Genomic DNA, 25,721 nt, shown 5'->3' on the forward strand with positions numbered 1-25,721 from the left:
TCATCAGTTTTGCAGCACCGAAGACACGAGGAGCTGGGTATAGGGATGATGGGGATCATCGAGAAGTTGATCCGTCAGTCCCTCTTCCACCACCCGGCCTTCCTTCATCACCATGAGCCTGTGGCAGAGGAGACGGGCCACGGCCAGATCATGGGTGACCATGACCACGGAAAGGCCCAGCTCGGCCACAAGGCTGCGCAGGATGTCGAGAAGCCTTGCCTGCACGGAAACATCCAGCCCGGCCGTGGGCTCATCCATGAACAGGAGGCGGGGCCGGGAAACGAGGTTTCTTGCAATCTGAAGCCTCTGGCGCATCCCTCCGGAAAAATGGGCGGGCAGATGGTCGATGCGGTCTGCGCCGATTTCCATCCTGTCCAGCCATTCTTCGGCAAGGCTCCGGATCCTGCCGTAATGGCGCCAGCCCGATGCCATGAGCCTTTCTCCGATGTTGCCCCCTGCGGAAATGCCCATGCGCAGGCCGTCTGCGGGATTCTGGAAAACCATGCCCATTTCCGTGGTGATGAGTTTTTCCCTGAGGGCCTCGTCCGCCCTGTCGAGACGGATGGTGCCGTTTCGGCCCGTATAATGGATTTCTCCCCGGCTTAAGGGCGAAAAGCCCGCAAGGCAGGCGAGGAGGGTGGATTTTCCGGAACCGGATTCGCCCACCACCCCCAGCACCTCACCGGGCCAGAGGGAAAAATCAATGTCCGCACAGCCCGTAAAGGGCCCGTAAAAGCGGCTGAGGCCCAAAACCCTCAGGATGGGCTGATCCTTTAAAATCGCCGGACTCTCCGGAAAGGCCTGTTCATCACCCGGAAACATCATGCCGCCTCCCGCGCCCTGCGCCGTTTTTCACAAAAATCCGTATCCGAGCAGGTGAAAAGCCTTCCCCCTGCATCATCCACCACAATCTCATCCAGATAGCTGTCTTGTGAGCCGCAGAGGGCGCAGGCCCGCCCCGTTTTTTCCACGGAAAAGGGATGATCCTCGAAATCAAGGCTGATAACCCGGGTATAGGGTGGCACGGCGTAGATGCGTTTTTCCCTTCCGGCTCCGAAAAGCTGAAGGGCGGGCATGAGGTCACACTTTGGGTTGTCGTATTTGGGGATGGGCGAAGGGCTCATCATGTAGCGGCCATTCACCTCCACGGGATAGTCGAAGGTGGTGGCAATGCGGCCATGACGGGCGATGTCCTCGTAAAGCTTCACATAGAGAATCCCGTAGCTTTTCAGGGCGTGGAGCTTGCGTGTTTTCAGCTCGCTGGCCTCGATGAAGCGCAGGGGTTCGGGAATGGGCACCTGATAAACGAGAATCTGGTCTTCCCGGAGCGGGGTTTCGGGAATGCGGTGCCGGGTCTGGATGAGGCTGGCCCTTTCCGTCTCCGTTGTGGTGGCCACACCTGCGGTTTTTTCAAAGAAGCGGCGGATGCTCACGGCGTTGGTGGTGTCGTCCGCTCCCTGATCCATGACCTTCAGCACATCTTCTTTGCCGAGAAGGCTTGCCGTCAGCTGGATGCCCCCCGTACCCCAGCCGTAGGGAAGGGGCATCTCCCGGCTGGCAAAGGGAACCTGATAGCCCGGAATGGCCACGGCCTTGAGAAGGGCGCGGCGGATCATGCGTTTGGTTTCCTCATCCAGATAGGCGAAATTGTAGCCCGGTATCATGCGCTTTCCTTTCTGCTCCGGATTTCTTTTTCTTCCCGCATTCCGTCCCAGTGCTGCTGCCGTTTTTTCAGCTCCAGCACCTCGCTCTGAAAATCCACGTAATGGGGGAGTTTGAGGTGGGAGGTGAACCCGGAGGCCTCCACATTGTCTCCGTGGAGCAGAACAAATTCCTGATCCTGCACAGGGGCTTCCACCCGGCCTTTGCGTTCCGCGTCGCAGAGGGCCAGATCCACAAGGGCCATGCTCATGGCCTTGCGCTCGTTGCCTCCGAAGGAAAGGCCGTATCCGGGCACAAGGCCGGGTCTTTCTTCTCCGCCGTTTTCCGCCGCCGTCATCAGGCACTCGGTGAGGGGAAGTTCTCCGATCACCACGGGAAAGCCCATTTCTTCGGGAAGAAATTCCACGGCGACCCCGCCTGTGCGGATTTCCGCAGCAAAGGGATGGCGGTCGCCCCCATAGCCCCGCTGAAAGGAATAGCCCATGGAGAGAAGAAAGCCCTCATCGGAACGGGCCAGAGCCTGAAGCCTCAGATTCCGGTCTGCGGGAAGGCGCAGGGGGTCGCGGGTGAGGTCAGCGGAGACTCTGGGGCCGGAAGGGGCAGGGGGGAGTGCCTCTTCCCGCAAAAGCCCTTCGGCCCGCAGCAGATCCGCCACCCGTGTCATGGCGGAAAGATCTCCGGAAGAATCCTCGCGAGACGCCTCTCCGGAAATGGAGCGCCCGGTATCGGAGCGGGCCTTTTCCAGAAGGGAAAAATCCAGAAGCCTGTGGGTGTAGTCACAGGTGGAGCCCAGCACCTGACCGCCGGGAATGTCCTTGTAGATGGCGGAAATCCGCCTTTCCACAGCCATGGTGCCGGTTTCTGCGGGAAGGCTCAGGCCAAAGCGCCTCAGGGTGGTGCGGAAGGCGCGGATGAGAAAGGCCGCCTCCACCAGATCGCCCCTGGCCTGTTTGATGGCGATGGCCGCCAGCTCCGGATCATAGAGTCCGCCTTCGGCCATGACCCGGTCCACAGACAGGCCCAGCTGTTCCCGGATCTGATCCACCTCCAGCTCGGGCACATCCCGTCTGCCCCGTCTTTTTTTCCCCAGAAGGGCATGGCTGTTGTCAATGGCCCGTTCTCCGCCCTTTACCGCGACATACATGAACCCACCTCCATCCCTGTGGTGCGGGGCAGGCCCAGAAGCCGGGAGCCGCAGATGAAAAGGCAGTCCATCCCCATGGGAAAGAGGAGGGACCGGGCGTTTCTGTGCTGAAAAAAGGAAGGGGAAAGTCCTGCCATCTGCACCCTTTCCACATTCCGGATGCCGGGCCCGGAAAGTTTCAGCTCCGTCCCTTTGTCAAAGCTTTCCACCTGAATGAGCAGGGTGGCGGAGGTTTCGGGCTGTTCGTGGCTTCCGCAGGAAAGGGCCTCCCAGGGCAGTTCGGCCCGGCCGTCCGTGATCAGGGCAAAGCCCGCCTCTTCCGGATGGGGGGTCAGGGGGCAGCCCGTATGAAAGGAGAGCCACTCCCTGAAATGGGGCAGATCCCGGTCCAGCCAGACCGGGGTGTCTGCATCCAGAAGGGTGAGGCAGAGGCAGGCCAGGGCCGGATGCACGGCATCGGGGCTTCTGAGGGGCAGGTTCAGATCCACGATGCGGCCCGGGCGGCTCATGGCCTCAAGGGTTTTGCGGAACACGGCCTGGGCGTCATGGACGGGATCTTCAAATCCCGGAAGAAGGCTAAGAAAAAATTCGGACAGAGCGGGCATGTCAGTCTCCCCTGACCAGAGTGAAAAAATCCACGCGGGTGGCCGCTGTTTCGGCATCCCGCAGCCGGGCTTTCTTTTTTTGCAGGGCGCTAAGGGGCTGGAGCAGCCCTTTTTCCACCAGATGCCGGGTGCTTTCCTCCTGTACCAGGGCATCGGCCACGGCGGTGACTTCCGCAAGAAAGGCGTTTCGTCCCAGCACATGGCCCGTTCCCCGGACACCGGAGGAGAGCTGAATGGTGCAGCGGGTGACGGTGGCTTCTCCAAGGGCAAAGGGACTGCCATCCCCTGCGATGCGGCCCTGTACCATGACCATGCCCGGCTCAGGCCCCCGGAGCCGGGTGTAGGCGGGGAGTTCCGGGGCAAGGGCTTCCCAGAGGGGCCGGGCCTGGGCCTCTTCCGCTCTGGCCAGAATGCCGTGGCTGTGCTGTCGGACGGTTTGCAGATTCTGCATGGATCAAGGATCCCCTTTCAGATGAAGCGCCGCCGCAGCCGGGTGCAGAGGGTGTCGATGAGGATAACGCTGAGGATGACAAGGATCATCATGGTGCAGACTTCCCTGTAGAGGTAGCCGTTGATCTTGTCGTACATGAGAAAACCGATGCCGCCTGCCCCCACAAAACCAAGGATGGTGGCGCTGCGTACGTTGGACTCAAAACGGAGCAGGCTGTAGCTCACAATGAGGGGCATGACCTGGGGCAGGACGCCGAAGCTCACCACCTGAAGGGGGCTGGCCCCGCAGGCGTTCACCGCTTCCACCTGTCCCGGCTCGATGGCCTCGATGCCTTCACTGATGACCTTGCCGAGGATGCCGAAGGTGTGGATGGCAAGTGCCATGACCCCGGCAAAGGGCCCGAGACCGATCACGGCCACAAAGATGAGGGCCATGACGAATTCGTTAAACCCCCGGCAGAAATCCAGCAGGCGGCGCACGGAAAAGCGCAGGCTGTGGCGCAGGCTCCTTCGGAAGACGGATTCTCCGGGAATGAGGATTTCCAGGGTGTTGGCGGCGGCGAGAATGCTGGCCGGAATGGAGATCAGCACGGCAAAGAGACTGCCCCAGATGGCGATGGCCACGGTTTCGATGAGGGCCTTCAGATAGCCCTTCACCGCCACGGGTGAGGTTTCCGGCGGAAAGAAGCCTCCCCGCTTGCCCGAGGTGAGGCGGGAAAATTCCTCTTCCACAATGCGCTCTTTTTCCGCCTGCGGCATCCGGGCAAGGCGGTCTTCGGAAAGCTTCCGGGCCTCCTGCTGCATCTCCAGGGAAGAGCGGAAGGTATGGCCTGAAGCCGCCTTCTGCCGCATCTCGTTCATGGCCTCCTCATAGGCCATGAGGGCGGGAAAGCGTTCCGCACGCTGCTGCGCATCTTCCATTTCAGAGGCGGTGAGATCCCGGCCAAAAAGATAACTGTAGGCGTTTTCCCGTTTTTCGATGAGAAGGCCGGGCTGGATGCCTGTCCAGATCCAGGAGGCCACCAGCACCACGGCAAGCAGGGTCCAGATACTTGAGGAAAGGGCTTTCTGCGACAGAGGGACGCGGGGGGTGAGTTGTTCCAGGGTGAGGGGCTGGGCCAAAACGATCTCCTTTCATGGAAAAAACAGGCAGTAAGGCAGGGCCGGTGCCAAAAGCACCGGCCATTTTATGCTTTACCCCTTGGCCAGTTCTTTTTTCAGACGATCCATGTAGCGGATCACGTCGTAGGTGCTGTCGTCGGTGTAGATATACCCGCCGTTCTGGAGTTTGTGCAGGCCTTCCTTGTTGGCGTTGAATTTGAGCAGAGCACCGGTGAAGGCGGCCTTGAGGCTTTCGGGCAGGTCTTTTCTTGCCGCCATGGGTGCGCCGGGGATCAGCTCCGAGGTCCAGAGAATCCGGAAATCGTCCCTGGAGACCTGACCCTTTTCGATCATGCGGTCGAGGTCGATGTTGTTGGTGGCGGCCACGTCAATGGCACCGTTTTTGACGGCCAGAATGGACGCCCCGTGGGAGCCGGAGAACTTGATTTCCCTGAAATATCTCTCAGGCTTCACCTTCATGTCCCGCGCAAACAGAATGTTGGGGACAAGGCAGCCCGAGGTGGAGTTGGGATCCGTGAAGGCAAAAACCTTACCCTTGCAGTCTTCCATGTTCTTATATGGAGACTCCTTGCGGACGATGACAATGCCGTAGTATCCGGCTTCCTTTTCCATGTTCAGCTCCAGGGCCAGGGCTTCGGCTCCGGACCGGTCTGCGGCTTCCACATAGGATTTGGGGCCAAAATAGGCGAAATCCAGATTTTTGTGGGACATGGCTGTGATGAGTCCCGCATAATCCGAAGCGCTGACCCCCTGCACCTCAATGCCCAGTGTGGTCTGGAGATGCTGCATGAGGGGCGCAAAACGGGCCACGATGTCCGCACCACCTTCGGTGGGGATGAGACCCACCCGGATTTTTTTGGGCCAGGTGCCGGGATCGGCGGAAACGGTGGAAACACAAAGCCCCCCAAGAAGCATAAGGGCCAGAAGAACGCGCAGCATGGATTTCATGGTACTCCTCCTGATGTTGTGAAAATGTTTTTTTATGTTCGGGTAAGGATCTGCCGGAAGAGCCGGTTCTCTATGGAAAACCCCGTCAGGCATAGGCGCATTCGGGATCCGTTTCCGGCGAAGGCTCCTGGGGCAGATGGCCGTAAATATTTGAAATCATGTCCTCGTTCAGGGATTCTGCGGTACCGTCAAAGACCTTTTTCCCATGGCGCATCCCAACGATTCTGTGCGCATACTCTCTGGCCACGGAAATCTGGTGCAGGTTCACGATAACGGGGATCTTTTTTTCTTCCTGGATGCGGCGCAGGGTGTCCATGACAATGCGGGCGCTTCTGGGGTCAAGGCTGGCGATGGGCTCATCCGCAAGGAAAACTTCCGGCTCCTGGGCCAGAACACGGGCAATGGCCACCCGCTGCTGCTGTCCGCCGGAAAGGGTGTCTGCCCGCTGAAAGGCCAGTTCCGCAATGCCCACCTGACGCAGGCAGTCAAAGGCGATTTCCCGCTCCGAAGCGGGGAATTTCCGGACAGCGGTCATGAGATGGCGAAGGGGCGTGCCGTTAAAGCGCAGTCGGCCCACCAGCACGTTTTCCAGAACCGTAAGGCGGCGCACCAGATGAAACTGCTGGAAGATCATGCCCATGCGCCGCCGTACCTGACGCAGGGATCTGCCGCAGCAGGCGGATACGGGCTCGCCCATGAGGGCGATTTCCCCTTCTGTGGGCGTAACAAGCTGGTTCAGGCAGCGCAGGAAGGTGGATTTTCCCGCACCGGAACATCCGATGACGGCGATAAATTCTTCAGCACCCACATCCAGATCCATGGCATCCAGCGCCCGGACACCACCGGGATAGACCTTGCCGAGGCCCCGCACCCGGATCACCGGTTCTGAAACGGGTTTTGTCTGAAACTTGAGAACGGCCTGCATCCTGTCTCCTTTCGGTAAGAAACACCGGAATCCGTGCTGTTGGTCTTTTTCCGCACAGATAAAAAAAGTCCGGGACAAGGCCGAAAAAACCCTTGCCCCGAACCGGGGTCAGGCGGAGTGTCCTGAAGCTTGTACAGGGTAAAGATTAGGCCGTGATCATGGGGATATGAGTTTTGCGTTAGGCAGGATGGGGCCGGTAGGCAGGGGGATGAGGTCTGCGGGAAGGAAAAGGGCTTTCCCTCCCGCAGGGGCGGGCTTCAGGGCGGGGTGTCTTGAAAAAAGAATTCTGTGTTTCCGTTTACGGAGCGTTGAGGAGGGTGGTTCTGATCTCATAGATCCCCACCGTGCCACTGACCTCATTGCCCTCGATGAGAAGGGGGCTGCCGCTGGGGCTTGAGGCCGCATCCACAAAGCGGAAACCCTCCGGCCCGAGATCTCCGGCATCGGATGTGTAGCCTGTGGCATTTCCCGCAGGCATTACGTCAAGATCCCGGTTGTTGATGTAATGGGCAAAGCTCGGGGCATAGGGATTGCTGACATCATAGACCATGATGCCGCCCATGCGTTCCAGCCCGATAAAGGCATAGGTATGGCCCTTAATGGTGGCAACGGTAACGGCTTCGGGTTCCGGGCCCTTGTCGTCGGAGCGGCTGTCGCCTTTGTTCTCACTGTGATTGTTGTTGAACTTTTCTCCGTAGCGCAGGGCCGTCAGCACCTCAAACTGGTTGCCGGAATCAAAGATCTGTTCTCCGGTTTCCGCATCCCAGATGGAAAAGGAACGTCCGCCATAGGCATATACGGTTTCGATGGGCTTTGTTTTGTCTCTTCCGTCTGTCCGGCTGTTGCCGTTCAGGATGCGGGTAGTGTGGTAGGAAGCCTTGAGACGGCCAAGATTCGCATCCGTATCCAGACCGGCAAGGCCTGCTCCCAGGGTCAGACCTGCACGGGAGACAAGGTGCTTGACCCGCACCTCATCCAGACATTCACCGCTGCGGAAATAATAACCGGAAGCCTCGCAGGAGGTCTGATCCGAGATCCCCGTGAGAAAATCTTCCCGGCTGTCCCCTTCATTAGCCGTTAAAAGATAGGTTTTTCCGTTGAAGGTCATGGTGGCGATGGCGTCCGGCATGTAGATGCCCTTCACCGGCCAGTTTTTGATTCTGACCCCGCCATCCTCATCCCCTGCGTCCAGCTCATTGCCGGGAATGCTGTGATCTTTAAAGCCAAGGCCCCAGATTTTTTCCACCCGCTTGTCGGTGAGGTTCAGTACGGCAATGGCATTGTTTTCCTGCAGGGCCACATAGGCCCGGCTGCCATCTTCATTGAAGGCAATGTATTCCGGCTCAAGGCTTTGGGCGACACTGGCCCTGTTGCCGGGGCTGGTTGCGCTGTACCCGTCCAGTACCATTTTCGTGAGGGGCAGCTCCCCCATGGCGGGGGCCGCCTTCATTGAAATCTCCAAATCCAATGGTGGTCACGGAATAATCCGCCACGCGGATGATGCTGACGGAGCCTTCCGGATCCACCGTATAGCCCGCATCGGGTTCTCCTTCATTTGCCGAAAGCACCCTGCTGCCATCGGGCGTGAAGGCCACCATGTCGGGCTGGGCCCCCACGGATACGGCTTCCAGATAGCCCATATTCACCACACTGAGAAAAACCACCCAGCCGGGACTGGTTTTGGGGCTGGCCTCCACCGCCACAGCGGCAAGATCGCCATGGATGGCGATGGAATTGGCGGCACCCACAAGGTTTTTACCGGCAGCCTTTCCGGCAGTCACCAGCATGTCTCCGAGATCCAGGCTGGCGAGCAGGGGAATGGCCGTATCGGTGGGGGTTCCGGCATTGAAGACATCCACCCGGCCTGTCCGGGCATTCACGGAAAAAATCCGCTTGTGAACGGCGTCAAAGGCCACGATTTCCGCAGCGCTGACATCAAATCCCTGGGACTGGGTACGGCCAATGCGCTCCAGGGCAAGCACCTGACCTGCACCGTCCCTGCCGTCCTGGCCCTTTGCCCCATCGCTGCCCTTGGAGCCTTCGACACCCGCCGCACCGTTCTGACCGTTTTTTCCATCCTTGCCATCGGATACACAGCCTGTGGTTCCTGCCAGCATCATCAGTCCTGCCATGGCGACGGCGGCATATTTTTTCATACCTTTCACAGCCCACTCCTTGCGTTGAATGAATTCAGACGAGGTTCCGGCTGTTTCCCCTCTGCGTCATGCACAAGGAAACCGGAAACCCTGAACGGGTAGCAGGCTGGCATTAGGAGCAGATATGGGCTTTGTGGCTTTTTGGTTAAGGGAGGGGAGATCCCCAAAACTCCTGGCGATCCCATACCGACGAACCGGTCAGGCTGGTACAGAACCCATGGTGTCGATTGCATATGGATCAATTCGGTCGAAATCGGCAGATATCGTTTGACTCAGAACGAATATTCCTCGTATATCGCGTAAGTTTTTTTAATCTGTGAGGGGTGCGTTCAGCGTCCTCCCGTTTCGTCTCTGGCGGACGAGGCTGAAAACCCAAGATGCCCGTGGAGTTTTGAACATGAACGAAATGGAAGACCGCTGGTTGTCCATAAATGAAATCTGCAAACACCTCGGGGTCAGCAATGACACCGTGTACAAGTGGATCGACAGGCATAACATGCCTGCGCACCGCATGGGCCGCCTCTGGAAGTTCAAGAAAAGTCAGGTGGATGCCTGGGTTGAATCCGGCGCTGCGGCGGAACCCGGATCGGGGGCTGAGAAATCATGAGTATGAACGAAGCAGAAACGCGTTTCCATTTGATCGACCCCGTCTTGCGGGGCAAGGGCTATAACGATCACCAGTGGATCAAGATGGAAACTCCCGCACCCGTGGAACCGACCGGCCCCAAAGGCCGTCGCCGCAAGGGGGCAGGCCGTACTGATTATCTCCTCTGCGTGCAGGTGGGGGATATGCCGAAAGCCTTGCCCGTGGGTGTTCTGGAAGCCAAAAAGGAAAGTGACGATCCGCTGAAGGGAATGCAGCAGGCCAAGGGGTATGCAGATTGCAAACGCTTTGATGTGAAATATGTTTTTTTCACAAGGCCCAACTGGCCGAGCTCGCCGCTTGGCGAACAGTGCATTCTTTCCCTTGCCCGTGGTGCGGTGAGTGAGCGTATGCTGTTCAACCGCCTGGCTGATGGTGAAATAGAACTGCCCGATTTCACCATCCAGCAAAAGGCATCTTCAGCATTGGCCGTATTCAAGCCGATGCGCCAAGTCATGGAATCCAAAATCAACGGCATTAACCTCCTGCCCCAGAAAATTCTGGCGCAGGCCTTTGAGATGTAACCATGGCCAGGAAGACCACCGAAGTGAAGGATCAACCGATCTCCCTGACGCAACCGCCGGCAGGGTATGCCGAATGGCTGGTCGCGTTGAAAAACCGTATCCATAACGCCCAGCAGCGGGCGGCACTGGCCGTTAACCGCGAACTGGTGCTGCTCTACTGGCAGATCGGCCGTGATATCCTTGCCCGGCAGGCAAGCCAGGGATGGGGTGCCAAGGTCATCGACCGGCTGGCCCACGACCTGCGCAATGCCTTTCCGAGCATGAAAGGCTTCTCCCGCGCCAACCTCATGTATATGCGTGCCTTTGTCGAGGCCTGGCCGGACGAGCAAATTGTCCAACAGGCTGTTGGACAATTGCCCTGGGGCCATAACCTGGTGCTGCTGACCCGGCTGAAGCAACCGGAACAGCGTCTTTGCTATGCCCGGGCCGCCATCGAACATGGATGGTCGCGTAATGTACTGAATATCCACATCGAGACCCGTCTTCTCGAACGCACCGGCAAGGCTGTTACCAACTTTACCGAATGCCTGCCTGCGCCGGGTAGTGATCTGGCCCGGGAATCGCTCAAAGATCCCTACCTGTTCGATTTTCTGGATGTCGGTAAAGAGGCCGATGAGCGTGAAATTGAATCGGCGCTGGTCAAACACATCACCCAGTTTTTACTGGAGCTGGGAGCGGGATTCGCCTTTGTGGGGCGGCAGGTGCATATAGAAGTCGGAGGCGATGATTTTTTCATCGATCTGCTCTTCTACCACCTCAAACTGCGCTGCTATGTGGTGATTGAACTCAAGGCGGACAAATTCAAGCCAGAACATCTTGGCCAGTTGGGCTTTTACCTCACTGCTGTTGACCGTCAGGTTAAGGCCGAACAGGACAACCCCAGCATCGGCCTGTTGCTGTGCAAGAGCAAAAACAAGGTAGTGGCCGAATATGCGCTGGGCGACAAGAGTCAACCCATGGGCATCGCGGAATACAAACTGATGGATTCTTTGCCAGAGCCTTTGCAGACGAGCTTGCCCACCATTGAAGAGATTGAGAAAGAACTGGAAAAAACCACATGACAAGAAAGCCCTCCCGGAAAAACAGCCCAAGGCCGCCAACATCGACGCCGTTGTTTTCGACCTGAAAGCAGTCAACCCCAACGTCCACGTGGAGAAGCCACAGATATTGCAGGCTACAGACAGCAAGTGGTGGGGATGGAAGGATGATCTGGCTGAGGTTGGAATTGCCGTCCAGTTCCTTTGCCCGGAATATGTCGAAGCCAAATATGCCGAGAAGATGGGGACATGAAAGAGGACTTTTTCAAATTTCCTTCAACCCCTCATCTGGCGACCATGCCGGGGGTTGAGATCCGGGGGGATCTGATAAAAGCGTTTGTTGTGACAGTTCAGTTTCAGCTTGGATTGGGGCACGAGACTCACTGGATCAAGGTGACCAATGTCGCTACAGAACCGGCGCAGGGAAGTTTTTTCCCGTTGCGCCGGTTCTGTATGAAAATCTGTAGGCGAGTGATGCGCTCTTTTCGTGGATCTTTTTCGTGTTCTGAAACTTCTGCTTTCCTTTATGGGTCAGCGCGCAGGGAAATTGACGTAAATGGGGTTGGTGACGGCCTTCACCCGGCCATGCAGCAGCCGGTTTGAAAGCAGGTTCTCAGGTCTTCCGAGCAGTTCCGCCCGGTAGTGGGTGCGGCCCTTTGGATCCGGGGTTTCGGTGAAGGAGACCGATGCTGCGCCGCCGCTTAAGAGCCAGGCCCTGTGGAGCAGACCGTTTCTGAAAACGGAAACCAGATAGCTGTCCTTTCTGGAAAGAAGGGTGGCGAGGGCCTTGAGATCCACTTCGCCTGAAGCAAGGGCCAGCAGGTTTTTCACGTCAAGGGCCTCCACACGGGGACGGGCCAGCCATCCGGAAGGTTCCGGATTGTGGATCTCCAGCCGGAAGGTGAGGGAGTTGTCGCCGGTCTGTATGAGATTGTCGCCCACAAGGGTTTCAAAGAGGCCGTCTCCGTCGCGATCCGCCACAAAGTCAAGCCTTTCCTTGTCCGGTGCGTGGCTGATGGACACATGCCCCTTGCGGATGGCCGCCAGAATGGCTTCCGACGATTTTTCCTCCGCATAGACCCAGGTGGTGGGATTGCCGAGACCAAAGAGGGAGGCTTCCACCTTGGCCACAAGGCCGGATGCGTATGCAGAAAGCTTGTGGGTGTCCGATCCGCCCACAGCGGTGGGACGGCGGCCCTGAATCAGCTGGGCATCCCAGAAGGGATGGCTGGCCCAGGCGTTGAAATTGGGAAGGCGGTACATGCTGTTCCATACCTCCACCGCATCCACCAGGTGATCCACACCATATTTCCAGGGGCAGCAGAACACCGCCGCAGGATGGTTGATGGAAAAAAGGGCCTGTCCCCGGTGCGCTCCGTAAAGGGCCGCCGTGGCATTCAGCTCGTCATTGGCCTGCCACAGGGGGCCATAGTCAAAGGGTTCTGCGGCCCAGACATTGGCGTGCCCCTTTGAAGATGTCCATTCCACGCCGTAAAGGAGCTGCATGCTGCCGGACACATGGTCCCGGTCTTCCCAGTGGGGGGGCATGAGGCCTTCATAACGGCCCCTTTCAAAAAGGTGGCTGTCGTGATCCGTGAGGCTGAAAAAATCAAACCCTCTGGCCTCGGCTTCCCGGATCACCGCAGCCACCGGGGCGTTGCCGTCGCTGTAAAGGGAATGGGCATGGAGATCCCCTTTCAGCCACAGCCCTTTTCCATGGCTGCCCTTCTCTTCTGAAATCCACTGGTTCATGAGAAGAAAGAGATCCGTATTGTCGATGTACTCTCCCGTGAAATCCGGATCAAAGCCTGCGATCAGCCCTGCAAAATAACTGTCCCTGCCGTCCACAAGGCTTTCAAGCAGGCCGGAAACCCCTTCTCCTTTCACGTACAGGGGAACGGGCAGATTGCTGTGACCATCGGCGTGAAAGACCATCTCCGGCATGTTCCCGGCCCCGCGGTCCTGCACCGGCGTGAAGGTTCGGCTTTCCGAGCCCCAGAGGTAACCGCACTCGTGGTCGGCGGTCACGATGAGAAGGGTCTCCTCCCAGCTGCTGTGGGTTTCCACCCAGTCCGTCACGGCGGCAACGGCCTCGTTGAAATCCCGCTGTTCTTCTATCAGCCGTCCCTTTTCGTTGCTGTGGGCCGCCCAGTCCACGGCTCCGCCTTCCACCATGAGGAAAAAATCCTTCCCGGTTGCGGAAAGGGCGTTCAGGGCACCCCTGCTCATCACGGCAAGGCCTGGGGTTTCAGGATTGGCGGTGGATCTGTCCACAAGCTGCCGGTCTCCGGATCGCGCCTGCTGGAGGGTGGTGGCGGCCCTTGCAAGCCCCAGCACTTTGGTATGGATCTGGTCGCCCCTGGCCAGAGCCTCAAAATCTGCTTTGGCATCCATGAAATGCCAGGTGCGGCCATCCTTGCCGGAAAGTCCCTCTTCGCTTGTCAGCTGCTGAAAGACCCCTTCGCCGCCCACATATTTGTATTCCTGATCATCTGTCTTCAGCCTGCCGTCGTTGTCGTAGAGGGGATGGCCTGCGCCCATGAGCACATCCAGGTCACTGGCGTACAGCATCTCCCGGGCGATCTTTTCGTAGCTGTTTCGCGAAAGCTCATGGGCCACCATGCCAGCGGGGGTGGCGTGGCTGATGGGAACCGAGGTGACAAGACCCGTGGCCATGCCCTGTCCGGCGGCCGTTTCCACCATGTTTTTCATGGGAAGGCTTCCGGGATTCATGCCCACCATGCCGGGGATGGTTTTCACCCCTGTTCCCATGGCCGTGGCAGCGGCTGCGGAGTCCGTGGGGTTGAGGGTGTGGGCACCAAAGATCTTCCACCCGATCTCGGGCCTGTAATCACCGAGAACACTGTAGGTGGTCATCATGTACTTTTCGGGAAAGGCCGCATACACGGGTTTTTCCCCATGGTAGTAATCCGTGGCCATGACGGTGTTGAAGCCCATGCCGTCGCTGATCATGAGGATCACGTTTTTCGCCGCGACGGGAGCGGCAAGGAGCAGGGCCAGGCAGAGGGCAAGGGCCTGCATACGAAGGTGTCTCAACATCTTTTCCTCCATGAAGAAATGTTTGGATAAAAATGGAAAGCATCGAAAACGGAAGCCGGAAAAAACAGGGCGTGAAGAAAGCCTTAGGGGGAGAGGATTGGGTGCGTGTGAGGGGAATGTTAAATTTTTTTCATCTGTCTCCTGATTCAGACCGGAGATGGGGAGAATGGACAGCCGACAGGGTAGTATTCCAGTGGAAAAAGGTATAAAAAAAGATTTTTACAGGATTCGGCATGGGGGCTGTGAACGCTGTCTGCTGTGGAAGTGACAGGTTGAAGATAATACGGAACAGAGGACGGCGTATTTCCGCACCAGAATCCCGCTGCCGTAAGTCCGATTGCACAGATGAAGGAATCTTGTGTATCATAAGTCCGTTATTTTTTTGACTTCCTCTTCTTACTTTTTTCCGGCGGTCACAAAAGGCCTGCACCACAAAAGGGCTGCGATGGATGAAAAATGGCAGAACATTTCAGGGTACCAGATCCGGGAACTTCTGTTTGAGAGCGCCCGTTCGGTCATTTACCGTGCCACAAGGGAGGCGGATGCCCTTCCCGTCATCCTCAAATGCCTGAACCGGGAGTATCCGTCTCCAGGTGAGATCACCCGTTTCAGGCGGGAGTATGAGATCGGGCTGAAGCTCTCCGGCCACGGGGGCATAAGGGTTCTGGGCTTTGAAAGATTCGGAAATTCCCATGCCATGGTTGAGGAGGATTTCGGGGGAAAGACCCTGGAGGCCTTTCTCACCTTTCGCAGCGTAAGCCTTGAAGAAGGTCTTTCCCTTGCCATCCGTATCACACAAACCCTGGGCCGCATCCATGGTCAGCAGGTGATCCACAAGGACATCAATCCTTCCAATATCCTCTACAATCCGGAAACAGACAGCTTGTGTTTTATGGATTACGGTGTTTCCACGGAACTTTCCCGTGAGCATCAGGCCATCCTGAATCCCAATGTGCTGGAGGGAACCCTTGTCTGTATGGCGCCGGAGCAGACCGGACGCATGGGCCGGGCAGTGGATTACCGCAGTGATTTCTACGCCCTTGGGGCGACCTTCTATTTCATGTTCACGGGCCGTTTTCCCTTTGAGTCCGAAGATCCCTTAGAGCTTGTGCACAGTCACATCGCAAAAATGCCGCTTCCGCCCCATACGCTGAACCCTGAGATTCCGGAGGCCGTCTCCGCTGTGATTCTGAAGCTCATGGCCAAAATGGCGGAAGACAGGTACCAGTCCGTTTCAGGGATTGTGGCGGATCTTCAGAATTGTCTGAGCCAGTGGCAGACAAAGAAGCGTATCGATGCCTTTCTTCCCGGTGGAGAAGATCTTTTTGAAAGGTTTGAAATTTCCCAGAAACTCTATGGACGCAGCGAGGCTCTGGGAAAAGCCCGTGACATGTTCAGTGACCCTTACCAGAGGACGGGCATCCTGCTTGTGAGCGGCCCTGCCGGTATGGGAAAATCCTCCCTTGTCCGTGAAATCCGGAAACACGGGCTGGAGAAGGGGGGAGCTTTCATTGAGGGCAAATTTGATCCTTTAAAACGCAGTGTGCCCTATGCCCCCCTGCTGGAAGCCCTGCGCAACCTGATGCTGACCCTTTTAACGGAAAAGGAAGAGGTGCTGGGGATCTGGCGGAAAAAGCTTCTGGAAGCGTTGGGAAACAATGCCTGTGTGATGACCGATGTCCTTCCCGAACTGGTATGGCTCATCGGCTCCCAGCCTTCTGCTCCGGAGCTGTCTGCTTCTGAAACCCGAAACCGTTTCTGCCATGTGTTTCAAGGGTTTCTCCGGGCGCTGATCCGGGAAGGCCAGCCCCTTTTCATTTTTCTGGATGACATGCAGTGGGCGGATTCCGCATCCTTAAGCCTCCTGGAATACCTGATGACAGGTGCCGGTATCCGCCATCTTTTTTTCATTGTCGCTTACCGGGACAAGGATGTGGATGAAACCCATGCCCTGTCAGCCGTTCTGGAGAAGATCCGGAAGGCTGGTGTGCGTGTTGAGGCCGTGGCCCTCGGTCCCCTGAGCCCTGCCTCTGTGGAACAGCTCCTTGCCGATACCCTCCATTGCGAAAAGGAGGAGGTTCGCCCCCTTGCGGAGCGCTGTCTGGAAAAAACCCGGGGCAATCCCTTTTTCCTTAATCAGTTCCTTGAAACCCTCCACCTTGAAAACCTGCTGGTCTTTGACAGGGAAAACAGGCACTGGGTCTGGGATCTTTTTGGGATAGAAGGCCTTGGGATGACGGATAACGTCATTGACCTCATGGTGGCAAGGCTTGGGAAGCTTCCCGAAGAAACCCAGGAAATTCTACAGCTTGCCGCCTGCATCGGCGCTGCCTTTGACCTTGAAGTTCTCTCCATTGTCCGGGAAAAATCCCTGGCCCAAACCTTTTCGGAGCTGTGGCCCGCCCTGAAGGCGGGGCTTGTGATGGCAACAGGGGATCTTCCCGGCCCATTGACAGGAACCGTGCTTCCGGTGGAGGGGCTTTCCCATGAAAGGGAAGGTGTCTCCAGCCGCTATCGTTTTCTCCACGACCGGGTGCAGCAGGCCGCAGGTTCCATGATTCCGGAGATCTATAAAAAAGCGGTGCATGTAAGGGTGGGGCGTCTCCTGCGGACTTCCCTTTCTCCCGAGGGGCAGGAGGAGCGCCTTTTTGAGATTGTGAACCATTTTAATCTCGGGCGTGACTGTCCGGATGCTGTAGGAGAAGGGGAAGGACTCAGCGCCTTGAACCTTGCCGCCGGACGCAGGGCCAGGGCGTCTGCGGCCTTTGATGCGGCCTCGGACTATTTCCAGCAGGGCATTTTCTGGCTTCCTGACGCGCCCTGGGAAAAGCAGTATGCCCTTGCCCTTGACCTGTATACGGCAGCCGCAGAGGCCTTTTACCTGACAGGCCACTATGGGGACATGGAGGCCATGGCCCGGATTGTCACCGAAAATGCCCGCAGCCTGCTGGATCAGACCGGCGTCGTGATTACCCGCATGCATGCCTGTACCGCAGGGAATCAGCCCCTGAAAACCATAGAAATCGCCCTTTCCTTTCTGAAGGATTTAGGCGTGAAGCTCCCTTCAGATCCGTCAGCCCCCCATTTGTTCGTGGGCCTTTTACAGACCCGCTACCTTCTGGCGGGAAGATCCATGGAGGCTCTTCTGGCCCTTCCTGCCATGAACGACCCTGCAAAGGAAGCCGCCATCCGGATCATGACCATGCTGGGGCCTACCGCCTATCTGGTCATGCCCCGGCTTTCTCCCCTGCTGTCCTTCAGGCGGATCACCCTTCTTCTGAAGCATGGCCTGTCACGGGAAGCCCCCTATGTTTTTGCCGGTTACGGTTTCATCCTGTGCGGGGTCATGGGGGATATGGAGAAGGGCAATGATTTCGGAAGGCTCGCCCGAAAGCTTGTGGAAAAGCTCCATGCCGTTGAGGTTGAGGGGCGTGTTACCTTTGTCTGCAATGCCTTTATCCGGCACTGGAAGGAGCCTTTGGACGGTACGCTGGAGGAACTGGCCCAGGCTTCCCGGATCTGCCTTGACAGGGGGGATTTTGAGTTTGCGGCCCTGGCCGCCGTGGTCTGCTGCCTGCATTTTTATGCAGCGGGAAAGCCCCTGCAAATGGTGGCCCAGCAGATGGAGCAGTACCATGCCATAACTTCGGGAATCCGGCAGTCCATGTCCCTGGGGATTATTGAGATCTATTATCAGACCGTTCTGACACTCATGGGGCAGGAGTCGAAGAAGGACGGGCTGTTGCCGGGAGAGTGTGGGGGAGGAGAGCCGGTATTTTCTGAAGGCCGTGACAGTACGACCCTCTTTCATGCGTATCTGAACCACTCCGTACGGGCCTATTTTTCCGGAGATCTTGTCTGTGCGCTGGACAATGTGACTGCGGCAGAAAAGTACCTTGCGGGCGCACGATCAACCTTTGCCGTACCTTTTTTTTATTTTTATGACTGCCTGATCCGGCTGGGCAGGGTGCCTTTTCTGTCGGGTTCAGACAAAAGGCGGTCTTTAAGGAAGGTGGCCGCCAATCAGAAAAAAATGAAAAAATGGGCAGGCCATGCCCCCATGAATCACCTGCACCGCTGGCATCTTGTGGAGGCCGAACGCTGCCGTATCCGTAAGAAGATCCTTCAGGCCATGGGCCATTACAGGGAGGCCATCGGACTGGCCCGTGCCAATGGGTTTCTTCAGGACGAGGCCCTTGCCAATGAGCTTTATGCGGAATTTCTCATGGCTGAGGGAGATGAAAAGCCTGCGGCCCTGTATATGAAAGAGGCCCATTATGCCTATACCCTCTGGGGGGCCAGCATCCGGATCGAGGCCATGGAACGCCGTCACCCCGGACTTCTGGCAGGACTTGCGGTGCCGGAAAGGCGGCTGGGCTGGATCACATCCATCTCCTCCAGTTCCCTGGATACCGGAGGAGAAGCCCTGGATCTGATGAGCATCGTGAAAATCTCCCAGGCCCTTTCAGGTGAGGTGGACTATACAGAGCTTCTGAAAAAAATCATGGGGCATCTCATTGAAAACGCCGGGGCGCAGCAGGGTGCCCTGATCCTGAAAGATGGGGACAGGCTCATGGTGGAAGCTCTTGTTGCCGCCGATTCCGAGCCTCTGGTTTTTCCCGATGGCCTTGCGCTGGAGGCCTGTAATGCCCTTGTCCCCTCCATTGTGCATTACACGGCGCGGACGGGCAGGGAGCTTGTGCTGGAAAATGCCTCGGGCGAGGGGATTTTTGCCCATGACACCCAGGTGCTGTACAAAAAGCTCTTATCCCTTCTCTGTATGCCCATCCTCCAGCAGGGAAAGCTGACAGGGCTTCTCTACCTTGAAAACAACGGGGCCAAAGGGGTTTTTACACAGGATCGTGTGCAGATCCTGAACATCCTCTGTGCCCAGGCAGCCATTTCCATCGAAAATGCAAGACTTTACAGAAAACTCCATGAGTCGGAGAAAAAGTACCGGGGGATTTTTGAGCATGTGGCCGTGGGGATTTTTCAGGCGACTCTTGGAGGCCGCATCCTGACCATCAACCCGGCCATGGCAACAATCTGTGGCTATGCCTCCATGGAAGAAGCCCTTGAAATGCATAGGGATGCGGCAACACAGTATGTGAATCCGGAAAAACGCAGTGAGTTTGTGGGGCTTCTTGAAAAACATGGCATGGTGCGGAACTTTGAAACGGAAATGTACAGAAAAAACGGGGACACCATGCAGGTGTCCCTGTCTGCGGGCCTGATCTATGATGCCAGCCAGAATCCCCTTTATATTCAGGGGATTCTTGAGGATGTCACCGCAAGGAAGGAAGCTGAGGCCTTCAGGATCGCCAAAGAATCCGCAGAAGCGGCCAGTCAGGCCAAGAGCCGTTTTCTTGCGGACATGAGCCATGAGATCCGAACACCCATGAATGCCATCCTCGGCATGGCCGATCTTCTGTGGGAAACCCCGCTGGATCGTGAGCAGATGCGTTTTGTGGATATCATCCGCAACGCCGGGGAGAGCCTCATCCATCTCATCAACGATATCCTTGATCTTTCAAAGGTGGAGGCCGGGAAGCTTGAGCTGGAAAGCATCGCCTTTAATCTTGCCGACATGGTTGAGACGGTGTGCGAGGTGCTGGCCCTCAAGGTGCATGAGAAGCAGATAGAGTTTCTCTGTGATCTCCACCCGGATCTGCCCCGGCAGGTTGTTGGTGATCCCACCCGTCTGCGTCAGGTGCTGACCAATCTGATCGGCAATGCCCTCAAATTCACTGATTCGGGTGAGATTCTGGTGGAGGTGCGGGAAGAGAGCCGGGGAGAGAGGCTGGAAATTCATTTTGCCGTTCGGGATTCAGGAATCGGGATTTCTGAAGAAGCTCAAGGGAGACTGTTTCAGGATTTTCAGCAGGCCGATGCTGCCACCACCCGTAAATACGGAGGCACGGGCCTTGGCCTTGCCATCTGCAAAAAGCTTGTGGAGGCCATGGGCGGAAGACTCTGGGTGGAAAGTGAACCCGGCAGGGGCAGCACCTTTGCCTTTACCTGCCTTTTTGATCCGGTCCCAAACAGTGAGAACACCGGAGGTTTCCGGGGAACGGGCCTTTCTGTTCTCCTTGCTGACGACCATGATGGCAGCAGAAGCATCCTTGGGAGAATGCTTGGGGAATGGGGAGCAGAGGTGCTTGGCGTTGAAAGCGGAGAAGCGGTACTGGACGCCCTGTCCACGAGATCCTTTGACCGTATTTTTCTGGATGCCCGAATGCCGGGTATGGACGGGTTCAGAACGGCGGAAAAAATTCTGGAGCTTTATGGTGATCTTGGCAATACGGTGATCCTGCTGACCTCCGATGGAATTTCTGAGCAGATTTCACGGGCCAGTCAGCTGGGGATTCCTGTCAAACTGGTAAAACCTGTGAAAAGGAAGGATCTGCAACAGGCCCTTTCAGTGGCAGGAATATCATTAAAAGAAAAAGGCAGGGATTTATGGGAAGGGGAGGGTGTTGTTGAAGAAAACCTGCGCCCCCTTTCCATTCTGCTGGTGGAGGATCATGTGATCAATCAGACCCTCTTTGCCGTCAATCTGAAGCACATCCCCCACAGACTTGAGGTGGCGGCCAACGGGCGCATCGGCTTTGAAAAATTCACGGAAGGTGCCTTTGATCTGGTTTTCATGGACAAGGAGATGCCTGTCATGGACGGATTTGAGGCCACAAGGCATATCCGGCAGTGGGAAAGGGAAAAGGGAAAGCATGAAACCCCCATCATCGCCCTCACGGCCCATGCCCTGAAGGGCATGGAAGGGGAACTTCTGGCTGCCGGATGCACCGCATACATGACCAAACCCTTCAAAAAAACAGAACTTCTGGAAATCCTGAAGACCTATGCTCCATAAACAGGCCGGATTGACATCCTTGTCCGGTGCTCCGTAAAGCCGCAAAAAATACCTAGCGCAGCCAGATTTCCACCCGACGGTTTCTGCCCCTTCCCGAAGGGCTTTCATTGGACGCCACGGGCAGTTCCTGTCCCACCCCCAGGGTTGCAACACGGTACACGCCCCTGGCTTTCAGGGCATCCGCCACCACCTGTGCCCGTTTCAGGGAAAGTTCCTGATTGTAGCTGTAGTCTCCATGGCTGTCCGCAAAGCCCGCAAGCAGCACTTCCCTGCCGTGGTTTTCCGGTTTTCCCATGAAAGTGATGACCCGTTGCAGATCCCGCATGCCCCGGCTGTCCAGTTCAAAGACATTGGAGCGGAAGCGGAAGTTGAGGGAAAGCCGTAAGCCTCCCTGAACAGCTTTGGCATAGGCTTCCACCAGGGCTTGATCCTGCACCTGGGTTGTTGTGTCCGGAACAGGCGCTGCAAAGGTTTTGATCCTGAGATCCACAAAGCCCGTATCCGCTGCCTTCTGCTGGCCTTCGTCGGAAAGGGCGTAGTGGATAAAGTTCAGCACATGGGGATTGGGCGAGGCCGCAGCCGTATAGAGATACAGCCTGCGGGACAGGGGATAGTCTTCCGTGGCCACGGTAAAGAAGGTGGGAAAAATACTGCTCCCGCCCTCCACACCTACGGCAAGGGCTTTGGAATGGTTGACATAGGGCAGGCCCGTAAAGCCGATACCGTTTGTATCTCTGGCAACGGAATCGGAAAGAAGGGCGTTGGATTCAAAACGCTTTGCCCCTTCGTGAAGTTTTCTTTTCCCCAGCACCAGTCCCTTGAAGGTGTCGTAGGTGCCGGATTTATCATCCCTGGCATACACTTCGATTCCACCGTTCAGGCGGCTTCCCGTTTCTTCCCATCGGGCTGTCCGTCCTTCAAAGATATCGGCAATGGTGTCCACGGAAAGGGCTTCCAGGCTGTTGGCCGGATGGGTGATGATGGCAATGCCGTCCAGCCCCACCACATGTTCCGAAGCCACGGCCTTCATGTCTCCCAGATGCTGAAGATCGAGAATCTCGCTGTCTTTGATTTCACGGGAGGACATGGCGATGTCGCAGCTTCCGTCCTTTAAGGAAGCAAAACCCGTGGAAGAACCATGGGCTTTGATGTCCACCACAAGTCTTTTTCCTTCCAGCATGCCGGAGACTTCCTGTTCTTCAGGCGAGGCTTCCTTTTCCGGGCGGATGTCCTTTGCCCCCAGTTTTTCAAGATATCCCATGGCCAGATCCGGCGCATATTTTGCTCCGATGGTGTTGGAACCGTGGAGGCGCAGCACCAGCTCACGCACCGGTATTTCAGGGGGAAGGGTCAGATTTTCCGATGTGCCGGTCATGAACCAGGAGGACGTTTCCTGATAGCCTTCGGTCTTTGCGGTGAGGAGAAAACGCTGTACCCGGATACCTGAAAAATGGGCTCTTCCATCCACATCCGTCGTTTTCCGGAGCTGGACATCCTTATCCGCAAGAAGGATCTGCACACCGGCAAGGGGGGTGCCTTCCGGTGTGAGGGTTCGGATGGAAAAATGATCCGGCATTTTGGCCGGAGTTTCCTTGATGGAGATGGGGCTGGCTTCAGAACCTCCACCCTGAATCTGAAAAAAGAGGAAGCCCACAAAGCCCAGAACCAGTGTCAGAAACACCATGATGGTCAAAGATTCTCTGTCACGCAGCATTGTCCTGCTCCTTATTGTCCTGCTTTTTGTTTCATGGATCGTTTACCGGGAAAAACACATCAGCAGGGCAGACCTACAGATCTCATATTCAGTTCTGATGAGCTTCAGGTATGGGATTTGTGGATACGGCATTTTTTTTAACCGGCCTCCATGCATTTTCCCTGAGATGGGAGAGCAGTTGCAAAATTACCTTTGCAACATGAAATCCATCGATCCCATGCGGGAGCAGGGGATCGGAGACTTGACAGGAAGCTCGGATCCGGAAGAATCTGGCGGTATACCCCGTTGTTTTACGGATTCCGCCAGACCGGAAAGGAGGTTTTCTTGAGCAGACAGCCAAAAATTATTTTATCCTCCCCGCCTCCACAGGCAAAGGGGAGACCCCGTTTAGTGCTTTTGCGCTCGCCCGTCCGCTGGGTGACAGCCTGCCTTTTTTTTGCCTTCACCCTCTGGATGACCTTGCGTTTCGGCTGGACAGCGGAAGACGTCTTCTGGGCTTTCTGGGTGACATCCTTTTTGTCAATGGCTTTGATTCTGCTTTCCTGTCTTGCCCTTTATCCCTTCTTTCCCCATGCCTTTACCGCAGAAACCCCAGCCGGAAAGCCCCTCACAGGAAATTCTAAATTTCTGGCCTTTGTGATTCTTTTTATTATCTGCGCCATCTGTTTCACCTGGGTGCATTATATGGCAGCTCTTCTTGCCGAAGCCTTTACGGAAAAGCCCCAGAACCGTTTTACCTTTCAGGCCATTGCAGCCATGGCAACAGCATACTGGCCCGTTCTTCTGACGGGGCTTTTTCTCCGGCTGGAGGATTTTCTTCTGATCTGCCTGCGTTTCATGGAGGAAAAGGACGTCCCTGATCCGGAAGAGGACAGCTTTTTTGCCCTGCTCGGTCTGCCGATGGGAGGGTTGGGGGCCATGTGGACCGCCCTTGTTGTGCTGGTTCTTGCCACCGTTCTGGCGGAGATTTTTGGGTTCGGGAAAAGGGAATGGATTTTTGTACCAGTTTACGCCATCCTCTACCTTCCGATCCGTTTTCATCTGCCTGCGGGCAGACAGTGTACAGATAAAACCTGATTCTTCCAGAGCTGTATTCCACAATCTCATCAAGCCATAGGAATATCCGATGCGCAGCCTGAATCAGCCATGGTTTGCTGGCCCCTTTGCTGTCAGGCTGTGATGGGGTCGAAGACCTTACCATGACAAGGTTATTGGCATGTAACCGTTTTGTTGGCGGAAACAAGGTGGCGCTTACAATCTTTTTACTGATTACCATCTTGCTTCAGCTATCGTTCCCATGCTCTAGCGTGGGAACGCACTACCGGGCGCTCCTGCGCCCAGGGCGAGTATCCTCGGGAATCCCTTTTCTGGAAACTGGATATTGACGAAGCACCGGGACGATCCAGACCAAAACATGGAGCGTATCCGCTTTCTGGACTCCCTACAGGCTTTTGGGTCATGGCAGTGTCCCGGATTCAAGACGCTGGAGCGTCTCAAGATGCATTCCCACGCTGAAGCGTGGGAACGATAGATTCAATGATGCATGTGCAAAATCTGCGACTGCATGGCTGAGTCAGAGTGGTAATCAGAATCTTTTTTAAACCTGCTGCCTGTGTGCACAGGCAGGGGTCTTTTGGGTATGCTTGTTGCTGTGTCAGTGTACAAGGCCCATGAAACGGTGCCTTAAGGGTCAGTCTTAAAAGCTTTGTAACGCAGGAAGGTTTGCAGAATTACTTTAAGAAAGGAAAAGGCCATGAAAGAAAAACGGGTTCAGATGAAGATATGTTTCAGAAAAAATCTGCTGTTTTTTTGGGGGATGCTGATGTTTTTGGGTGTTGCAGACATTGCACAGGCATCACAGAATCCGGCTTTACGGTTTCAGGAGGTCGCCGGAAGCAATGGCGCTATTCTCCGGGACGTTGTTAACCGTCTTGAATGGCAGCGCTGTCCCTATGGTCAGAGCTGGACAGGTTCAGGCTGTAGCGGAGTCGCCTGGGGAGGAAGCTGGCATGATGCCATCGAGGTGAGAGCTCCTGATGGATTTCGGCTTCCGACCATTGCTGAACTGATAACTCTGGATCCATATGACAGAACTATTTTTCCTGGTGATGCCTGTTTTTGGTCTTCCTCGACCTATAAGGGAAGTGATGATTATGCGTGGAACCTTTCTCTCAGGTACGGCAGTTCCAATTATAATGGCAAGAACGATTACGATGGTTATCAGATCCGCCTTGTACGCGGCGGACAGTGATTTTGGTTTTTTGTCATGAGGCATCCATAAGAAAGGAAAGGCCATGAAAAAAACACAGGTTCAGGTGAAGGGGAGAGTCAGAAAAAATCTGGTGGTTTTTTTTGGGCTGTTGGTGCTTTTCTGCTTTGCAGGGGCCGTGCAGGCAGCCCAGCCGCCCCAGCCGCCTCCCCGGTTTCAGGAGGTAGAAGGAAGCAATGGCTCCATTATCCGGGACAATACCACAGGTCTTGAATGGCAGCGTTGTGCCTATGGTCAGAGCTGGACAGGTTCAGGCTGTAGCGGAGCCGCATGGGAAGGAAGCTGGTATGATGCAGTGCGGATAACAGCTTCGGGAGGATTCCGGGTTCCAACCATTGATGAGCTGAAAAACCTGGCACCATATTATAAAAAATTTCTCCCTGGTTCTTACTACGTTTGGTCTTCCTCGCCCGATGTCAACGATATTCACTGTGCATGGTTCTTCAATTTCGATGACGGTCATGTCGGCTCTTATGGCAAGGGCGACTACAACCGGCTCCGCCTTGTGCGTGCCGGGCAGTGATTTTGGTTTTTTACCATGGGATACCAGAAAGAAAGGAAAAGGCCATGAAGAAAAAAAAGGTTCAGGTGAAG

Annotated in this window: 20 protein-coding genes; 8 read left to right on the top strand and 12 right to left on the bottom strand. The window is 56.2% G+C overall.

Annotated features, from left to right (window positions below; translation table 11 throughout):
• Positions 1–3 precede the first annotated feature (3 nt).
• The 10 genes from phnK to BR04_RS07785 form a co-directional block, all read right to left on the bottom strand.
• The gene (phnK, locus tag BR04_RS07740) at positions 4–825 is read right to left on the bottom strand and encodes a phosphonate C-P lyase system protein PhnK (protein WP_496355426.1); all 822 of its coding nucleotides are present in this window, start codon (positions 823–825) and stop codon (positions 4–6) included.
• A complete protein-coding gene (locus BR04_RS07745) occupies positions 822–1,664 on the bottom strand; it encodes an alpha-D-ribose 1-methylphosphonate 5-phosphate C-P-lyase PhnJ (protein WP_496355427.1) in 843 nt (280 codons plus the stop codon). The genes phnK and BR04_RS07745 overlap by 4 nt, the downstream gene beginning before the upstream one ends.
• The gene (locus BR04_RS07750; protein ID WP_496355428.1) at positions 1,661–2,806 is read right to left on the bottom strand and encodes a carbon-phosphorus lyase complex subunit; all 1,146 of its coding nucleotides are present in this window, start codon (positions 2,804–2,806) and stop codon (positions 1,661–1,663) included. Before BR04_RS07750 ends, BR04_RS07745 begins: the two co-directional genes overlap by 4 nt.
• Positions 2,791–3,411: a phosphonate C-P lyase system protein PhnH gene (gene phnH / locus BR04_RS07755; protein ID WP_496355429.1), complete on the bottom strand. Its 621-nt coding sequence runs from the start codon at positions 3,409–3,411 to the stop codon at positions 2,791–2,793. The genes BR04_RS07750 and phnH overlap by 16 nt, the downstream gene beginning before the upstream one ends.
• Before the next feature lies 1 nt (position 3,412).
• Positions 3,413–3,862: a phosphonate C-P lyase system protein PhnG gene (phnG, locus tag BR04_RS07760; protein WP_496355430.1), complete on the bottom strand. Its 450-nt coding sequence runs from the start codon at positions 3,860–3,862 to the stop codon at positions 3,413–3,415.
• Between the two features lie 17 nt (positions 3,863–3,879).
• Positions 3,880–4,983, bottom strand: a complete 1,104-nt coding sequence (gene phnE, locus BR04_RS07765; RefSeq protein WP_496355431.1) for a phosphonate ABC transporter, permease protein PhnE — start codon at positions 4,981–4,983, stop codon at positions 3,880–3,882.
• A gap of 72 nt (positions 4,984–5,055) precedes the next feature.
• Positions 5,056–5,931, bottom strand: a complete 876-nt coding sequence (phnD, locus tag BR04_RS07770) for a phosphonate ABC transporter substrate-binding protein (protein ID WP_496355432.1) — start codon at positions 5,929–5,931, stop codon at positions 5,056–5,058.
• Positions 5,932–6,016: 85 nt separating this feature from the next.
• The gene (gene phnC, locus BR04_RS07775) at positions 6,017–6,856 is read right to left on the bottom strand and encodes a phosphonate ABC transporter ATP-binding protein (protein ID WP_496355433.1); all 840 of its coding nucleotides are present in this window, start codon (positions 6,854–6,856) and stop codon (positions 6,017–6,019) included.
• 298 nt (positions 6,857–7,154) lie between these two features.
• Positions 7,155–8,306, bottom strand: coding sequence for a choice-of-anchor I family protein (locus BR04_RS07780; protein ID WP_496355434.1), 1,152 nt, complete (start codon positions 8,304–8,306; stop codon positions 7,155–7,157).
• Positions 8,200–9,012 (bottom strand): choice-of-anchor I domain-containing protein, encoded by an 813-nt coding sequence (locus BR04_RS07785; protein ID WP_496355446.1) that lies wholly within the window; start codon positions 9,010–9,012, stop codon positions 8,200–8,202. The genes BR04_RS07780 and BR04_RS07785 overlap by 107 nt, the downstream gene beginning before the upstream one ends.
• 397 nt (positions 9,013–9,409) lie before the next feature.
• Between BR04_RS07785 and BR04_RS07790 the strand changes: the two genes are divergently transcribed.
• Genes BR04_RS07790 through BR04_RS07805 form a run of 4 tightly spaced genes read left to right on the top strand, consistent with a single transcriptional unit; the run spans position 9,410 to position 11,469 of the window.
• Positions 9,410–9,619 (top strand): helix-turn-helix domain-containing protein, encoded by a 210-nt coding sequence (locus BR04_RS07790; RefSeq protein ID WP_496355435.1) that lies wholly within the window; start codon positions 9,410–9,412, stop codon positions 9,617–9,619.
• Positions 9,620–9,621: 2 nt separating this feature from the next.
• Positions 9,622–10,179: a hypothetical protein gene (locus BR04_RS07795; protein WP_496355436.1), complete on the top strand. Its 558-nt coding sequence runs from the start codon at positions 9,622–9,624 to the stop codon at positions 10,177–10,179.
• 2 nt (positions 10,180–10,181) lie between these two features.
• Positions 10,182–11,240 carry a PDDEXK nuclease domain-containing protein gene (locus BR04_RS07800; RefSeq protein WP_496355437.1) on the top strand — a complete coding sequence of 353 codons (1,059 nt, stop codon included), beginning with the start codon at positions 10,182–10,184 and terminating at the stop codon, positions 11,238–11,240.
• Positions 11,212–11,469, top strand: coding sequence for a hypothetical protein (locus BR04_RS07805; RefSeq protein WP_496355438.1), 258 nt, complete (start codon positions 11,212–11,214; stop codon positions 11,467–11,469). The genes BR04_RS07800 and BR04_RS07805 overlap by 29 nt, the downstream gene beginning before the upstream one ends.
• A 278-nt stretch (positions 11,470–11,747) precedes the next feature.
• On the opposite strand, the gene BR04_RS07810 is transcribed toward BR04_RS07805, so the two are convergent.
• On the bottom strand, positions 11,748–14,276 hold the full coding sequence (locus tag BR04_RS07810; RefSeq protein WP_496355439.1) for an alkaline phosphatase: 2,529 nt from the start codon (positions 14,274–14,276) through the stop codon (positions 11,748–11,750).
• Between the two features lie 445 nt (positions 14,277–14,721).
• Between BR04_RS07810 and BR04_RS07815 the strand changes: the two genes are divergently transcribed.
• Entirely contained in the window at positions 14,722–21,144 is a 6,423-nt protein-coding gene (locus tag BR04_RS07815; RefSeq protein ID WP_496355440.1) for a response regulator, read from the top strand.
• A 52-nt stretch (positions 21,145–21,196) separates the two neighbouring features.
• Here BR04_RS07815 and BR04_RS07820 read toward each other — a convergent pair whose 3' ends face one another.
• Positions 21,197–22,858, bottom strand: a complete 1,662-nt coding sequence (locus BR04_RS07820) for a substrate-binding domain-containing protein (protein ID WP_496355441.1) — start codon at positions 22,856–22,858, stop codon at positions 21,197–21,199.
• Positions 22,859–23,182: 324 nt separating this feature from the next.
• Here BR04_RS07820 and BR04_RS07825 point away from each other — a divergent pair, with 324 nt between their 5' ends.
• The 3 genes from BR04_RS07825 (at position 23,183) to BR04_RS07835 (ending at position 25,650) form a co-directional block, all read left to right on the top strand.
• Entirely contained in the window at positions 23,183–23,935 is a 753-nt protein-coding gene (locus BR04_RS07825) for a hypothetical protein (protein ID WP_496355442.1), read from the top strand.
• A 676-nt stretch (positions 23,936–24,611) separates the two neighbouring features.
• Positions 24,612–25,109 (top strand): Lcl C-terminal domain-containing protein, encoded by a 498-nt coding sequence (locus tag BR04_RS07830; RefSeq protein WP_496355443.1) that lies wholly within the window; start codon positions 24,612–24,614, stop codon positions 25,107–25,109.
• 43 nt (positions 25,110–25,152) lie between these two features.
• Positions 25,153–25,650, top strand: coding sequence for an Lcl C-terminal domain-containing protein (locus BR04_RS07835; RefSeq protein WP_496355444.1), 498 nt, complete (start codon positions 25,153–25,155; stop codon positions 25,648–25,650).
• The last annotated feature ends 71 nt before the right edge of the window (positions 25,651–25,721 follow it).

Source organism: Desulfobotulus sapovorans DSM 2055 (assembly GCF_059569355.1).